The sequence below is a fragment of the uncultured Holdemanella sp. genome, from assembly GCF_934754935.1.
Taxonomy (GTDB): Bacteria; Bacillota_I; Bacilli_A; order Erysipelotrichales; family Erysipelotrichaceae; genus Holdemanella.
Genome location: NZ_CAKVJB010000043.1, coordinates 1 through 15,530 on the forward strand (window position 1 = coordinate 1; position 15,530 = coordinate 15,530).

Sequence of the window (15,530 nt, forward strand, 5' to 3'; positions counted from 1 at the left end):
TTGACAGAAGCATTGGTGAATTTAGCTACTAATGCTTCTTTTATTTTTTAGTTATACAAATTCTGCAAAGTTAAGGAGGTATAGTTCTTCTTTTTTTATGAATTAAAATTACGCAAATAATATATTGACGAAAATAAATTACATGATATAGTGAAAGTGGTGATGATTATGAAAAAGAAATGTGCATTATATGCATCAAAATTAGTAAAGGATGGTATGGTTGTAGGCCTTGGTGGAGGTAGTACCATATCGTATTTAATTGATTATGTGAAGGATAAAGATATCAAGGTGGTATCTCCTTCTTCTAAGACGGTATTATTAGCTCAAAAGGCAGGTTTGACTGTATTGAATACGCAATATGTGGATCATGTTGATATTGCCTTTGATGGTTGTGATGAAGTGGATTCGCATTTAAATGCTTTAAAAAGTGGTGGTGGTATTCATACGCAAGAAAAGATCATTGCGTCAATGGCTGATGAATATATTGTGTTGGTGGATGAAAGTAAATTTTATGAGACTTTGGCATTTCAAGTGCCGGTTGTAGTGGAAGTGTTGCCAAAAGCATTTAGTATCGTAAAAAAGAAATTGGAAGAATTAAATGGAAATGTTGAATTGCGTACAGCTTCAAATAAAGATGGGTTTTTAATGAGTGATGAAGGAAATATCTTGTTGGATGTATATTTTAATGATGTAGAAGACATTGGTTTGTTGAATCAAACATTATTGATGATGCCTGGCATTGTGGATACAAGTCTATTTGTCGATATCCTTACGGGAATGATTCTAGTCAATGAGAAGGGCGTATTTAAAAAGGAAAGAAATGGTGAATTCTGTGCATTATAATTGGGGAATTGTTGGTTCTGGATGGATTGCGCATGATATGGCAAACGCCTTGATTCAAGAAGGTGTTGGAATATATGGTGTAGCTTCTGGTCATTATAGTTCAGCTAAAAAGTTTTCTGAAGAATTCTAGATTGAACATGTCTATGAGAATTATCAATCTATGTTTGAAGATGAAAATATTGATATTGTCTATATTGCGACACCGCATAATTCGCATTATGAAATTATGAAGGATGCCTTGCTTCATAATAAACATGTCTTTTGTGAGAAGGCCATAACTTTAAATTCTAAAGAATTAAATGAATGTGTAGAGATTGCCAAAGAAAGACATTTAGTAATCAGTGATGGGGTTACCTTATTTCATATGCCTTTGTTTAAAGAATTAAAGAAAGTGATTTCATCCAATTCTTTAGGACCAGTGAAGATGATTCAAATTAATTTTGGTAGCTTTAAAGAATATGATGTCAACAATCGTTTTTTTTAATCCAAATCTAGCTGGTGGTGCACTACTTGATATTGGTGTGTATGCCGTTAGTTTTGCACGTTGGTTTATAAAGCAATCTAAGAACACTCGTGACTTTAGTCATGAGATGAATTAGATATGCAGATGTTAAATAAATAATTTAAAAATAAATGATAAATATGGTGCTTTAAATATATACATATGTTATAATATAGATGAGGTAAAACCATATGGAAGTTGTTAAAGGAAGAGGCTATGTCTATTCCATACAGTATCATATCGTATGGTGCGTAAAGTATCGTCGTGATGTCTTGAATGGACAGGTTGCAATAAAATTAAAAGAGCTGCTGACTCAGATTTCAAAGGATAATGGTTTTCAAATTCTGGAAATGAATATGGAGAAAGATCATATCCGTATGCTGATCAATTGTACGCCGCAGCATTATATCCCTAATATTATAAAAGCTATGAAGGGTGTATCGGCCAGACTCTTAATGAAAGAGTTTGGGGATGATCTAAGATCCAAATTATGGGGTGGACATCTATGGAATCCTTCTTATTTTGTAGCTACAGTTTCTGAAAATACAGAAGAACAGATTATAGATTATATAAGAAGTCAAAAAAGAAAATAGCGAATCAATAAGAGGAGAAATCATCATGGAAAAGGCATTCAAGTATCGTATCTATCCAAATAGAGAACAAAGAATATTATTGGCCAAGACTTTTGGCTGTACTCGTTTTGTATATAATCATTATCTGGCAAAGCGTAGGGATGCCTATGAAAAAGATGGAATCACTTTAAATTATTCGGCATGTTCTAAAGATCTAGTTTCTTTAAAGAAAGAATATGAATGGCTTAAGGAAGTGGATTCGGTTGCTCTACAGTCAAGTGTAAAGAATCTGGATACGGCTTATGTAAATTTCTTTAAGAAAAAAGCGGAATATCCTAGATTCAAATCGAAGAAGACGCATCGTTATTCATATACCACAAAATATACGAATGGAAATATTGAATTATTCGACAATAAGGTCAAGCTTCCTAAGATTGGTCTAGTAAAGATAAAGAAAACACGACAACCAAAGGGAAGACTACTTAGTGCAACGGTATCACAAGTACCAAGTGGAAAGTATTATGTTTCATTATGTTATACGGATGTAGAAGAAGTCTTGTTTCCACTGACATATAATGAGACAGGTATAGATCTAGGTATCAAGGATTTTATCATATTGAGTAATGGAGAAAAGATAGAGAATCCAAAATATCTGAAGAAGTCGATTGAGAAACTGAAAAAGCTCCAGAAGCAGCAGTCACGAAAAACAAAGGGCGGCCGCAACTGGATCAAAAACAGAATCAAGATTGCAAGACTTCATGAAAAGATAGCGAATCAAAGAATGGATTTTATCAACAAACTATCTACTAGAATCATTAGAGAATATGACATTATCTGTATCGAAGATTTAAAAGTAGAGAACATGCTTAAAAACCACAATCTAGCCCAGTCTATATCGGATGTATCCTGGTCAAAGTTTACAACACAGCTAGAATATAAAGCCCAGTGGTATGGAAAAGTGATCAAGAAAGTAGATACATTCTATGCGAGCAGTCAGATCTGTCATTGTTGCGGATATAAGAATGAAGAAACACAAGATTTAAAAGTAAGAGAATGGATATGTCCAAAATGCCATACAACGCATGATAGAGATGTAAATGCATCCATCAATATATTGATGCAAGGCATATTGGCAAATTAACTAAAAATAAAAAGAACCGCAGGAACTGCGGGGATAGCTTGGTAAGAAAGGTTTCAAAAGAAACCTGTTCCCAAGAATCTCGTCACTTCAGTGATGAGAGGTTCAAGGCAAGTAAACCTAATACAGTATTAACAACGATGACACCCTTTGAAACGGGTGTTGATGAATCAAGTGGTATCTTGCTTCAAAATAAAGAAATGGAGATTGCGACAATTTCTTTGACAATGCGTGCTAAGCAACCAAAAAGAGGTTTGGTCGCATGTGAAAATGGGTATATTGAAATATACAATTTTCCTAGAGCGGATAAGGCGACAATCACATATACAAGTGATGGACATACTGAAGAGATTGTTTGTGGAGAAAGTGGTTTGGCACTCAACTATGAGATTCGTGATATGGAAGAATATGTTTCGAATTTAAATGGACAAACAAATTTACAATGTATTCAAGATGTGATGGATGTATTGACGAGTGTACAAGAAAGTTGGAAGAGACATGAATAAAAAATATTTTTTCTTTGACATTGATGGAACATTAACAGATAAAGCGACTGGTAAGATCGTGCCAAGTGCACAAGTCGCATTAAATGAACTACAAAAGGCAGGTCACTTTGTGGCTATTGCGACAGGGCGTGCTCACTATAAAGCACGTAACTTTATGGAGAGTGTGGGTTTACATGATATGGTTTGTTGCGGTGGTGGCGGTTTAGTCATTCATGATGAATTGGTTCAAAATATTCCTTTGGATCTAGATAAATCAAAAGCCATTGCCAAAGAAGCTCTATCTTTAGGATATGGTGTTTTATTTGCGCTAGATGATTCAATTAAGGTATACACGCAAGATTATACATTTCAAAATCAAGTAGGTGATCGTAAGGAGCCTACGGAATATATTTATGATGAAAATTTAGATGTAGACAAATTGGATGTGATTTATAAAATGTATATTTCCATCCCAAAAGAGAAGGAATCCGAACTGACTTTAAAGGATACGGTAGGGAATATGCGTTTTGTACCAGATTATCTAATGTTTCAATATGATGCGAAACACCAAGGTATCTTGGATATGATGCAGCATATTGGTGGTGATTTAAAAGATGTAGTTGTCTTTGGGGATGACACTAATGATATGGTTATGTTTGATCCGCAATGGACAAGTGTAGCGATGGGAAATGCGTGTCAGGAATTAAAGGATATCGCAACATATGTCACAGATGCCAATGTGGATGATGGAATTTATAATATTTGTAAGAAAATGGAATGGATTTAGCGTCGAAAGGCGCTTTTTTTGTGCAAAAAAATTAAAATTTATTAGAAAAAGTGCATTTTTTTACGTATATGAGTATGTAGGAAATGCCTACTAGAAATGAGGTGCTCATGCGTAGCGCAAATTTATTAAATGATTTCGCCTTTAAGTATGTCTTTGGCGAAGATTGTAAAGAGGCAAATGATGCCTTAAAATCATTACTCACTGTATTTTTAGAAAGGAAGGTGAATAGTGTTGTTGTTAAGAATTCAGAAATTGTAAAAGACTTTAGTAAAATGAAAAGTCCACGATTAGACTTATTAGTTGAATTTGATGATCGAACGATGGTGGATTTAGAGATGCAGTTAAGACAAACAAAAGATAATTTGCCAATTCGCTTTAGTTATTATTTGGCTAGACTTCATGGTTCTCAACAATTAGAAGGAAAATACTACAAACAATTAAAGGAAACAATCGTCTTAGTGTTCTTTAATGTGAATATAATTGAAAATGATAAGATGTGTAACACATTCACATTAAGGAATGAAGAAGGATTATCTTTTGTTGAAGAAAGTCAGGATCGTATGAAGTTACGTACAATTGAGATGGCAAAGTTAGATGTAAATAAGCCACTTGAAGACATGAATGAACAGGAGAAAATGATTTATTATTTTTTGAATTGCCACAAGGGATTGGATGATAGTAAAATTAAGGTGATGATAGAGAAGGATGGGGTGATTCAAATGTTAGAGAAGCGTGTAGAAACGATATCGGATGATGGTTGGAAGAAAATAATAGAAGATTTTCAAAAACTGCATGAAAATGAAGAACGAATGGAACGACAACTTGAACTTGAAGAGCTTCAAAGAGTAAAAGAAGAGGTTCGAAAATTACAAGAAGAGGCACGTAAAGCAAAAGAAGAGGCACGTAAAGCACAAGAAGAGGCTCGTAAAGCACAAGAAGAGGCTCGAAAATTACAAGAAGAGGCACGTAAAGCACAAGAAGAGGCACGTAAAGCACAAGAAGAGGCTCGTAAAGCACAAGAAGAGGCTCGAAAATTACAAGAAGAGACACGTAAAGCACAAGAAGACGCTTGAAATGCACAAAAAGCCAATAAACATGTTGAAGATGTGAATAGACAAATTGAGCAGATGAATCAAGAAAGGACTTTGATGATCCAAACTATGCTTTCAAATGGTATGAGTGTATCTGAAATAGCGAAGTGTGTATCTAAAAGTGAAGAAGAAATTTTGAAATTGATTTGCTAGCCACCTTTATGGTGGCTTTTTGTTTCCACTTTAAGTGGAAAAAGAAGATTTGAGAAATATTTTATTAACATTTATTATTTAGTTAACAATTTAGTCGACAAAAATTGTATACGAGGAGAGCGAAAATGCAAAAAATTCAAAATGTTCTTATGAAGTATTTGATGCCAATTGCGAACAAGCTTGAACAACAAAAACACATTCAAGCAATCAAAGATGGTATCGTTGCTTCAATACCTATTATTATCATTGGTTCATTCTGTACTATTTTCTTAGGCATTGCCAACCTTTTAGGAAGTGGACCTGTTTATGATTTCTTAAGTGCGAATATGGGTGTCTTGACATATGCATCAGCATTCACAAACGATATGCTTGCGGTATATGCAACATACTTTATTGCGAAGACTTTGTCTGAAAAATATGATTTAAAAGGAAGTCAACCTGCTGTTACAGCTTTAGTTGTATTCTTTATTCTTTGTGCTGTAGTTAAAGATGGTCAATTAAATACATCTTATTTAGGATCTACTGGATTATTTACGGGTATTGTTGCAGCTTTATTTACAGTTGAAATTTATCACCTTTGTTACGAACGCAAATGGTATATTAAAATGCCAGAAAGTGTACCACCAATGGTACAAGATATGTTTGCGGCATTAGTACCATTAGTATTGAACACAATTATCGCAGTTGCGATTGCGAATCTTTCATTGACTTTTGGAAAGGTTGCCTTCCCACAATTGATTATGAATGTATTAGCACCAGCTGTAACAGGTATGGATACACTACCAGCTTTATTGATTGTGATGTTCTTTACGCAATTATTATGGTTCTTTGGATTACATGGACCAAGTATTACATCTGCTGTATGGGCATCTTTTGCGATTGCGTATGCCGCTGAAAATATTGCAGCATATACTGCAGGACAACCTGTTCAACATATTTTCACGTTTGGATTATTCTATGGTATATTATGTGTATCAGGATCTGGTTTAACATTAGGATTAAATATTTTAATGATGAGATCAAAGGCAAAATCATTGAGTTCAGTAGGTAAAGTATCTATTATCCCTGGCTTGTTTGGAATCAACGAACCATTGATTTTCGGTACACCTATTATCTTAAATCCATTTATGTTTATTCCATTTGTGTTCGGACCATTGATCTGTACAACAATTGTATATTTAACAATGAATTTAGGCTTAGTCGGTAAACCAATTGCCAATCCTCCAGGATTCTTGCCTCCAGGAGTAAGTGCATTCTTAATGACATTAGATTGGAAGGCTGTAGTCCTAGTATTTGTATTGTTGATTCTACAAACTGTATTCTATTATCCATTCTTCAAGATGATGGAAAAAGAAGAGCTACAAAAAGAACAGGCTTTAGAAAAATAGGAAGAGAAACATGTTAACAGCTAGACAATTAAAAATTATAAAATTGATTATGAATAATCCTGGTATTCATGGAAAAGAAATATCAGAAAATTTAAATGTATCCTCACGAACTATTCGTAATGAAATCACATTTATGAATGATGTGACAAACTGTATATTAATTCGTTCAAGTGCCAAACAAGGATACATGATCAATGATGAACATCTAGATATTATTCATAACATAGTCAATCAAGATAATGAAAATGTGGATCTAGCTGTCTATCGCATTTACAAAATTATAGGTAAAATACTATTCTTTGAGGATTGCAGCATATATGATTTGTCTGAATTTTTAGGCTTATCTGATTCTGTGATTCGCAAAGAAATCAATAAAGTAATTCAGTTTTTGTTGAAAAACTACAATGTGGAATTATTCAAATTAAAAAAAGATGAGTGTGTCATTTTATTAGAAGAAAGTGAAATTCGTGAGCTTCTTTTTAAAGTTGTAAAAGATATGGCACTCGAAAATCCAGATGCGTTAATGGACATTCTTTATATGCTTCTAAGTGATTCGTGGGTTATGAAATACTACAAATCCACAAAGGAAGACGTAATTAAAATCATGAATGGAGAACAACTCTATTTATCAGAAACTGACTTGTCCATTTTTACAGCATGCATCTTAATATGTCGAGTACGAAATCTAAATGGATACAATTTAGAGGATAATCAATCAAGTTCTCCGGACGATCTTTATACTCGTGTCATTACTAAATTATGTATGCAGTCGTCTTATTTAGAGCAGGCCGATATTTCGATTCTATATAATCTTCTTCATACATTTAAAATGAAATCCACGGATGAAGTGCCTGAAATCACGGATTTTACCACACTTGTATTTGATGAATTCTGTAATGAAGTCTTTGATAAATATTCAATCAACTTAAAGGAATCTGAGGCATTATCCAATAAAATGCTTTTACACATAGAGTTCATGAATCGACGCGTTATTGGCGGATATGAATTGAAAAATCCTATTGTGGATGATGTAAAGACAAAGTTTCCATTTGCGTTTGAAATCAGCATGATGATTGTTCCTATTCTATTCAAATACAAACGTGTTTATGTGACAGAAGATGAAATCTCATACTTAACGGTATATGTGGCACAATTTTTAGAAAATGAAAATGTAAAATTAAAAACAGTTATTGTGACAAACCAGCGTCATAGTGTTAAACACTTATTGACACAGTGGTTAGAAATGTATTTTAAAAATCAAATTGCGATCGTAGATATCGTAAATAAGGAAGTCTTGAAAAAAATGGATCTTACATCGATAGATCTTGTGATCACATTGGATTCATTTCTTGTCCTAAAAGATGTTGAAGTGTTCAGTATGGATAAATTGCCAGAAATCAAAGATATTGAACGATTGAATTCAATCATCCATATGATTCGTATGAATAAGCGTGTTTCTAAAATATTAGATCGTTATATTCAAAAGGAACATGTAACGGTATATCAAGATACGATGGATCTTTCGGATATTTTATTAGAATTATCTAAAAATTTGCATGAATCCGGATCGATTTCAGATACAGAAGGATTCTATGAAGATGTTTTATTGAGAGAAAAGAATTATCCAACCAATCTAGGACCACAAATGATGGTGCCACATGCCCTGTTCACATTTGCCGATAAAACAGGTATTGAAGTAGCTTTGTTGAAAAAGCCGTTTGAACATCATGGAAACCAGGTGCAGCTTGTATTCTTGCTAGCGCTCGAGAAGAAACGAAATGATGAAATGAATTTGTTGTTTCAATTCTTTAATCAAATTGTTTCACACAGAAAGTATATGCATCAGCTACTTCAAAGTGAAGATGGCGATGCCTTCATTAAAAATTTATATAGTTTTAAATTGTTAGAGTAAAAAAACAATAAAATCAAACATAATATATGTATCAATTTATTGTCTTAGAAAGTGGGATAGTAAAATGAAAAAATTTTCAATTGTTATTGCAGGTGGAGGAAGTACATATACTCCAGAAATTATTTTAATGTTGTTAGACAACCTAGATCGTTTACCATTAAGAAGTATCAAATTATATGATAACGATGAAGAACGTCAAAATCATGTCGCAAAGGCATGCGAAATCTTGATTAAAGAAAAAGATCCAACGATTGAATATGTCGCAACAACAGACCCTGAAGTTGCTTATACAGATGTTGATTTTGTATTAGCACACATTCGTGTCGGTAAGCTTGAAATGCGTTCTTTAGATGAGAAGATCCCATTGAAATATGGTGTTGTTGGACAAGAAACATGTGGGCCTGGTGGAATGGCTTATGGATTACGAAGCATTCCGGGCGTGTTAGAAAACATTGAATATATGGAAAAATATTCACCAAATGCGTGGATGTTAAATTATTCAAATCCAGCTAGTATTGTAGCTGAAGCATGTCGTCGTTTTAAGCCAAATTCAAGAGTGATCAATATTTGCGATATGCCAATTGGAATGGAGCATACAATTGCTCGAATTCTAGGTTTTAAAAATCGTAAAGAAATGTGTATCCGTTATTATGGATTAAACCATTTTGGATGGTGGACATCTATCAAGGATAAGGATGGAAAAGAATATATTCAAGATTTGATTGCACACCAGTTAAAATATGGAAACTGTTTAGCGGATGATGATGCATCTTATTATACAGATAGCTCATGGTTTGATACAGCTAAAAAGGTAAAGGATATTATCGCAATTGATCCTACAATGTGCCCAAACTCATATTTCCAATATTATTTATTTGGAGACGATATGGTAGCACATACAGATCCAAACTATACGCGTGCTGATCAAGTTGTGGATACAAGAGAAAAACGTGTATTTGGAGAATGTCATCGTATCGAAAAAGAGGGTACGGCAAAGGATACAACATTACAAATTGGTATTCATGCTGAATTTATCGTAGATTTAGCAACGGCCTTAGCTTTTAATACACATGAAAGAATGTTGTTGATTGTTCCAAATAACGGAGCGATTTCTAACTTTGAAAACGATGCCATGGTTGAAATTCCTTGTATTGTAGGAAAAGATGGATATGAGCCATTGACTGTAGGTGAAATTCCACATTTCCAAAAAGGATTGATGGAACAGCAAGTCAATTGTGAAAAACTTGTGGTTGATGCTTATGAAGAGCATAGCTACTTAAAAATGCTACAGGCATTAACTTTAAATAAGTGTGTTCCAAATGCCAATGTGGCAAGAAAAATTTTAGACGATTTTATTGAGGCGAATAAAGCGTATTGGCCAGAATTAAAATAGAAAGAGGAAATCAAAATGAAAATATTGTTGTGCTGTAATGCAGGAATGTCAAGTTCAATTCTTGTTAAAAAAATTAGAGATGTAGCTGAAAAAACAGGTGAAGATATTGAAGTAAGTGCAGTCGCAAATGCTTCAATCAAAAATGAAGTGGGTAAATGGGATGTATGCTTAGTAGGTCCACAATTGGTTTTTGCGGTGGATTCAATTCATCAACAATTAAATATTCCAGTTGCTAGTATTGAACCAAGAGTATACGCAATGGCAGATGGAGCTGCTGCTATTGAAATGGCGAAAAAATTATTAGGGTAATATGGCTAACGTTGAACAAATATCACAAGTTGCTATGCAAGTTATTACATATGCTGGTATGGCAAAGTCAAATTATTTAGAAGCTCTTAAATATTATCGTGAAAACGATCAAACAGCTTACGAACAATCAATGTCAAATGGAGATGAAAGTTTTTCCCAAGCCCACGAAGCCCATCTTCAATTGTTACAGCAAGAAATGAATACGCAAGAACCACAAATCACAATGTTGATGGCGCATGCGGAAGATCAACTTATGTCAGCAGAAACAATAAAGACTTTGATTCAAGAAATAATTTTATTAATAGAAAGTAGAGGCAAATAAAATGACAATTTGGGCAGACATTCAGACAAAGAATGGCTTTGCATCCGACGAAGTGCAGTCTTCATTACAGAAGTATATTCGTCGTGCAAAAGTAGAAGAAGCTTGTCAAGCAGCCTATGAGTTATATACTTCAGGGCCAGTCTTCTTAGACAAAATGTGGTCTCGTTTAGAAACGATTGCCGTTGAAGATGTTGGATTTGGAGATTTAAATGTTCCAGTTTTAATTCATGCATTAGATCAAATGCGTAAGAACTTCCCATACAATGATGGGGATCAACCAATGTATTTTATCCATGCGATTCGCGTGCTTTGTGCATGTACAAAGGATCGTTCAAGTGATTATTTAAAAAATATCATTATTAAGGAATCTGCCATGGGAAAAGTGGTGGAAGTTCCAGATATCGCCTTGGATAAACACACTAAGCGTGGACAAGAAATGGGACGTGGATCGAAACACTTCTTTGAAGAAGCTACAAAAGTGATTCCACAATTAGAAATTGATAATGATTATCGTGAACGCTATGGAAAGATTCTTGAAACATATGATCCAGATCATGTTGTTGAGAATGCATTCAAATATAGTTCAGAACAGTATTAATGGAAAGTGAGTGTAAGAGAATATGTCATATAATATTTGGGCTGCCGCAAAAACAAGAAATGGCTTAGCCGCAGATGAAGTGATTTCTACACTTCAAAAAAGCATTCGACGCAATAAGGTAGAAGAAGCATGCCAAGCGGCTTATGAATTATATATTACAGGCCCTTTGTTTCTAGATAAGCTATGGCGTCGATTACTAACAATTTCAGTTGAAGATATTGGTTTTGGAAATTTACAAGCTGCTGTGCAAGTCAACACATTAAATGAAGTACGTAAATCGTATGCGTATGATGATGGAGATCAGCCAATGTATTTTATCCATGCGATTCGTTTACTTTGTGCAAGTACAAAGGATCGTTCAAGTGATTATTTAAAGAATATTATTATTAAAGAAGCTGCCATGGGAAAAATCATGGAAGTTCCAGATATCGCCTTGGATAAACACACTAAGCGTGGACAAGAAATGGGACGTGGATCAAAACACTTCTTTGAAGAAGGAACAAAGGTCATTCCTCAATTGGAAATTGACAACGATTATCGTGAAAGATATGGTAAGATTTTAGAGAAGTATGATCCAAATCATGTTGTACCTAATGCATTTAAGTATAACCCAGGACAATATTAAGATGGAAAGACCAGCTTCGACTGGTCTTTGTTTTTAGGAGGAAAATTATGTCAACAGCACACAATAAGGCAAGTTTAGAAGATGTCGCAAAAGTCGTTTTGATGCCAGGCGATCCTTTAAGAGCAAAATTGATTGCCGAGAATTTTTTAGAAAATCCTGTTTTATTCAATGACGTACGAGGAATGCTTGGATATACAGGAATATATAAAGGACACCGTGTATCTGTTATGGGAAGCGGTATGGGAATGGCAAGTATGGGAATCTATTCGTATGAACTATTTAAATTTTATGATGTAGATGCCATTATCCGTGTTGGTAGTACAGGAAGTTATTCTGAAAAACTACCAATGAAATCTGTCGCTTTAGTCAAAGGATCTTATTCAGAATCAACTTATGCACTAGCACAAAGTGGCGATACAGATAGAATGCAGTACCCAGATAAAGATTTTAATGCATTGATTGAAAGTGTAAGTCAAGAAGTTTCAATTCCGGTTGTTTTGACAAACACACATTCGAGTGATGTGTTCTATTATGAAAAAGATTTAGAACAACCAGAAAAAATGATTGAAGAATACGATGCACTTTGTGTGGAAATGGAAAGTTTTGCCCTATTCCACAATGCGAAGGTGTTGAACAAAAAGGCGGCTTGTCTATTAACTGTATCGGATTCTTTATGCACAAATGAACATTTAAGAGCTGAAGAAAGACAAACATCTTTTAATGAAATGATTACCCTTGCCTTAGAAAGTGCCATTCGTCTATGAAATACAAAAAGATAGTATGTGTTGTCATTGATTCTTTTGGGATTGGACAAGCGACAGATGCCAAAGACTTTGATGATTTTGGTGCCGATACATTCGGTCATATCTTAGAATATCGACCAGATTTAAAGATATCAAACTTATATAAACTAGGTTTAGGGAATTTACATCCAAATAGTAAATCTAAACAATGTATGGGTTATGCCTTTAAAATGCATGAGGCGAGTTGTTCAAAAGATACAATGACAGGACATTGGGAATTGATGGGAATTCATACGACAAAACCATTTAAAACATTTACTGAACATGGCTTTCCGGATGAATTAGTATCTGAATTAGAATCTTTAACTGGCCATGTCTTTATTGGAAATAAAAGTGCAAGTGGTACAGAAATCTTAGATGAATTGGCTATGGAAGAGATTCAGTCTGGTGGAAAGAAATTGATTCTTTATACATCGGCAGACAGTGTTCTACAAATATGTGGTCATGAAGAAGTGACTGGATTAGATGAACTATATCGTGTTTGTCAAATCGCTCGAGAACTCACTTTAAAGCCAGAATATAAAGTAGGAAGAGTTATTGCACGCCCTTATGTAGGAAATTCGGTTGGACATTTTACACGTACGAGCAATCGTCATGACTATGCCTTGTCTCCATCGAGCAAAACAGTACTCGATGTATTAAAATCAAATGATTTGGATGTGATTGGGATTGGTAAGATCTGTGACATATTTAATGGGTGTGGTATTACGAAAAGTATTCATTCTACTTCGAGTCATGAAGGAATGCTTCAAACTATTGAAGAAGTGCAAACGGATTTTACAGGCTTATTATTTACGAACCTTGTAGATTTTGATGCCAAGTGGGGCCATCGAAGAAATGTGAGTGGCTATGCGGATGAGCTTGAAGATTTTGATGTCTTATTAGGTCAATTACTTTCAGTGATTGATTCAGATACACTATTGATCATTACGGCTGATCATGGAAACGATCCAACCTATAAAGGAACTGATCATACTAGAGAGTGTGTTCCATGTTTAATGTATTCTCCATGTATGAAAGAATATGGAATACTGAATGATTCAAGTTCATTTGGAGTTCTTGGCGCAAGTATCTTAGATAACTTTGGTTTAGCTAAGCCATCTAATTTGATTGGTGAATCTGTCCTTGATTTGACAAAATAGAAAAAATATATTAACTTATTTTAGCGTTTTGGTATCCCCTATGAAACTGCCAAAACATGGGGGAGGTATAATTTAATGAACAAAATGGAACATATGGAAATCAAACAATTAGTGGTTTCGATGAGCTTACCCATCATTATTTCGATGGTGATCCAGGCTTTATATAATATTGTGGATAGTATCTTTGTCGCAAAGATTTCTAGTGATGCCTTAACCGCTGTATCTTTATGCTATCCTGTACAAACCATTATAGTTGCGATCGCCTGTGGTACAGCTGTTGGATTTAATACACTACTTGCTCGTTATTTGGGTGAAAAGAAATTTGACTATGCGAACAATACAATGATGCATGGAATCCTATTAGGATTTTTGAATGGACTTGTCTTTTTAGTGTTAGGCGTCTTGTTTTCGAATACATTCTTATCTTGGTTTACTAGGGATGCTCAAATTCTTGGCTTAGCCAATACATATATTCGTATTTGTACGATGTTCTCGTTTAGTGTCTTTGTGCAAATCATCTTTGAAAGAATTATGCAGGCAACTGGAAATGCCATTTACAACATGGTCATGCAAGGAGCAGGAGCTATCATTAATATTATCTTGGATCCAATCTTGATTTTTGGATGGTTTGGTCTACCAAGAATGGGTGTAACAGGTGCTGCCATTGCGACAGTCATCGGTCAATTTTGTGGCATGATGATAGGTTATTGGATTACAAAGAAAAAGATTGATACATTACAAATTAAAATGTCTAACTTTAGTTTTTCTACAGACATTTTAGCTCGCATCTATAAAGTAGGAGTTCCTGCAATATTGATGCAGTCGGTATTAAGTTTTATGACGGTCTTTATGAATATGATACTAGCACCAATCTCGGCTATGGCCATTAGTGCGTTTAGTGTGTATTATAAGCTACAAAACTTCTTGAATATGGCCGTACTAGGAATTACCAATGCCTTGATTCCGATTGTTGCCTACAACAATGGAGCTAAAAGAAAAGATCGAGCTAGAGATGCGATTCAATTTTCGTTGTTGTTGTCAATCGGAATCATGTTTATTGGAACGATTATTTTCCAGTTGTTTCCAAAACAATTATTATCAATGTTTAGTGCCAATGATGAAATGTATGCCTTTGGTATTCCGGCACTAAAAATCATTAGTTTAAGCTTTGTGTTTGCCGGCATTAGTATGGTACTATGCGCGGCCTTCCAGGCTTTAAATAAGGCAAATACTTCCTTAGTCATCACTTTGGCAAGACAACTCGTCATTCTAATTCCATTGACATATGGATTGATGAAATGTTTTGGCATTAACGTAGGTTGGTATGCCTTTGTGGTGACAGAAATTTTATGTTCTATGTATTCATTATTTGAATGGAGAAAAATGAAAAGGGCTGTAACGGATAAAGAAGTTTCAGCCTAATAAAAAAGGACCGAATATTCGAGATTAAAAATCCGAATATCGGTC

General features: G+C 34.4%; 20 protein-coding genes. All 20 read left to right on the forward strand.

Annotated elements, in window-relative coordinates:
- Window positions 1-168 precede the first annotated feature (168 nt).
- Window positions 169-843, forward strand: coding sequence for a ribose 5-phosphate isomerase A (gene rpiA / locus Q0E86_RS10005; protein WP_295756776.1), 675 nt, complete (start codon window positions 169-171; stop codon window positions 841-843).
- The gene (locus Q0E86_RS10010) at window positions 833-973 is read left to right on the forward strand and encodes a hypothetical protein (protein WP_295756777.1); all 141 of its coding nucleotides are present in this window, start codon (window positions 833-835) and stop codon (window positions 971-973) included. Before rpiA ends, Q0E86_RS10010 begins: the two co-directional genes overlap by 11 nt.
- A gap of 30 nt (window positions 974-1,003) precedes the next feature.
- Window positions 1,004-1,327, forward strand: coding sequence for a Gfo/Idh/MocA family protein (locus tag Q0E86_RS10015; protein ID WP_295756778.1), 324 nt, complete (start codon window positions 1,004-1,006; stop codon window positions 1,325-1,327).
- A complete protein-coding gene (locus tag Q0E86_RS10020) occupies window positions 1,302-1,442 on the forward strand; it encodes a hypothetical protein (RefSeq protein WP_295756780.1) in 141 nt (46 codons plus the stop codon). The genes Q0E86_RS10015 and Q0E86_RS10020 overlap by 26 nt, the downstream gene beginning before the upstream one ends.
- A gap of 94 nt (window positions 1,443-1,536) precedes the next feature.
- Entirely contained in the window at window positions 1,537-1,938 is a 402-nt protein-coding gene (gene tnpA, locus Q0E86_RS10025; RefSeq protein ID WP_295756781.1) for an IS200/IS605 family transposase, read from the forward strand.
- A gap of 25 nt (window positions 1,939-1,963) precedes the next feature.
- Window positions 1,964-3,058 (forward strand): IS200/IS605 family element RNA-guided endonuclease TnpB, encoded by a 1,095-nt coding sequence (tnpB, locus tag Q0E86_RS10030; RefSeq protein ID WP_295756783.1) that lies wholly within the window; start codon window positions 1,964-1,966, stop codon window positions 3,056-3,058.
- Window positions 3,059-3,096: 38 nt separating this feature from the next.
- Window positions 3,097-3,561 (forward strand): hypothetical protein, encoded by a 465-nt coding sequence (locus Q0E86_RS10035; RefSeq protein ID WP_295756784.1) that lies wholly within the window; start codon window positions 3,097-3,099, stop codon window positions 3,559-3,561.
- Complete coding sequence (locus tag Q0E86_RS10040; RefSeq protein WP_295756786.1) at window positions 3,554-4,327, forward strand: HAD-IIB family hydrolase; 774 nt, start codon at window positions 3,554-3,556, stop codon at window positions 4,325-4,327. The genes Q0E86_RS10035 and Q0E86_RS10040 overlap by 8 nt, the downstream gene beginning before the upstream one ends.
- 107 nt (window positions 4,328-4,434) lie before the next feature.
- Window positions 4,435-5,400 (forward strand): PD-(D/E)XK nuclease family transposase, encoded by a 966-nt coding sequence (locus Q0E86_RS10045; protein WP_295756788.1) that lies wholly within the window; start codon window positions 4,435-4,437, stop codon window positions 5,398-5,400.
- A 33-nt stretch (window positions 5,401-5,433) separates the two neighbouring features.
- A complete protein-coding gene (locus tag Q0E86_RS10050) occupies window positions 5,434-5,571 on the forward strand; it encodes a hypothetical protein (RefSeq protein ID WP_295756790.1) in 138 nt (45 codons plus the stop codon).
- 125 nt (window positions 5,572-5,696) lie between these two features.
- A complete protein-coding gene (locus Q0E86_RS10055) occupies window positions 5,697-6,959 on the forward strand; it encodes a PTS sugar transporter subunit IIC (RefSeq protein ID WP_295756792.1) in 1,263 nt (420 codons plus the stop codon).
- 10 nt (window positions 6,960-6,969) lie between these two features.
- The gene (locus Q0E86_RS10060; RefSeq protein WP_295756793.1) at window positions 6,970-8,871 is read left to right on the forward strand and encodes a PTS sugar transporter subunit IIA; all 1,902 of its coding nucleotides are present in this window, start codon (window positions 6,970-6,972) and stop codon (window positions 8,869-8,871) included.
- Window positions 8,872-8,935: 64 nt separating this feature from the next.
- Entirely contained in the window at window positions 8,936-10,264 is a 1,329-nt protein-coding gene (locus Q0E86_RS10065) for a 6-phospho-alpha-glucosidase (RefSeq protein ID WP_295756795.1), read from the forward strand.
- Window positions 10,265-10,279: 15 nt separating this feature from the next.
- Window positions 10,280-10,573: a PTS sugar transporter subunit IIB gene (locus Q0E86_RS10070; RefSeq protein WP_154556059.1), complete on the forward strand. Its 294-nt coding sequence runs from the start codon at window positions 10,280-10,282 to the stop codon at window positions 10,571-10,573.
- A 1-nt stretch (window position 10,574) separates the two neighbouring features.
- The gene (locus tag Q0E86_RS10075; RefSeq protein WP_117571529.1) at window positions 10,575-10,895 is read left to right on the forward strand and encodes a PTS lactose/cellobiose transporter subunit IIA; all 321 of its coding nucleotides are present in this window, start codon (window positions 10,575-10,577) and stop codon (window positions 10,893-10,895) included.
- A gap of 1 nt (window position 10,896) precedes the next feature.
- Window positions 10,897-11,493 (forward strand): hypothetical protein, encoded by a 597-nt coding sequence (locus Q0E86_RS10080; protein ID WP_117571515.1) that lies wholly within the window; start codon window positions 10,897-10,899, stop codon window positions 11,491-11,493.
- A gap of 22 nt (window positions 11,494-11,515) precedes the next feature.
- Window positions 11,516-12,118, forward strand: coding sequence for a hypothetical protein (locus tag Q0E86_RS10085; protein WP_295756797.1), 603 nt, complete (start codon window positions 11,516-11,518; stop codon window positions 12,116-12,118).
- 47 nt (window positions 12,119-12,165) lie between these two features.
- A complete protein-coding gene (gene deoD, locus Q0E86_RS10090) occupies window positions 12,166-12,882 on the forward strand; it encodes a purine-nucleoside phosphorylase (RefSeq protein ID WP_295756799.1) in 717 nt (238 codons plus the stop codon).
- Window positions 12,879-14,063 (forward strand): phosphopentomutase, encoded by a 1,185-nt coding sequence (locus Q0E86_RS10095; protein WP_295756801.1) that lies wholly within the window; start codon window positions 12,879-12,881, stop codon window positions 14,061-14,063. Before deoD ends, Q0E86_RS10095 begins: the two co-directional genes overlap by 4 nt.
- A 75-nt stretch (window positions 14,064-14,138) precedes the next feature.
- The gene (locus Q0E86_RS10100) at window positions 14,139-15,485 is read left to right on the forward strand and encodes an MATE family efflux transporter (protein ID WP_295756803.1); all 1,347 of its coding nucleotides are present in this window, start codon (window positions 14,139-14,141) and stop codon (window positions 15,483-15,485) included.
- Window positions 15,486-15,530 lie beyond the last annotated feature (45 nt).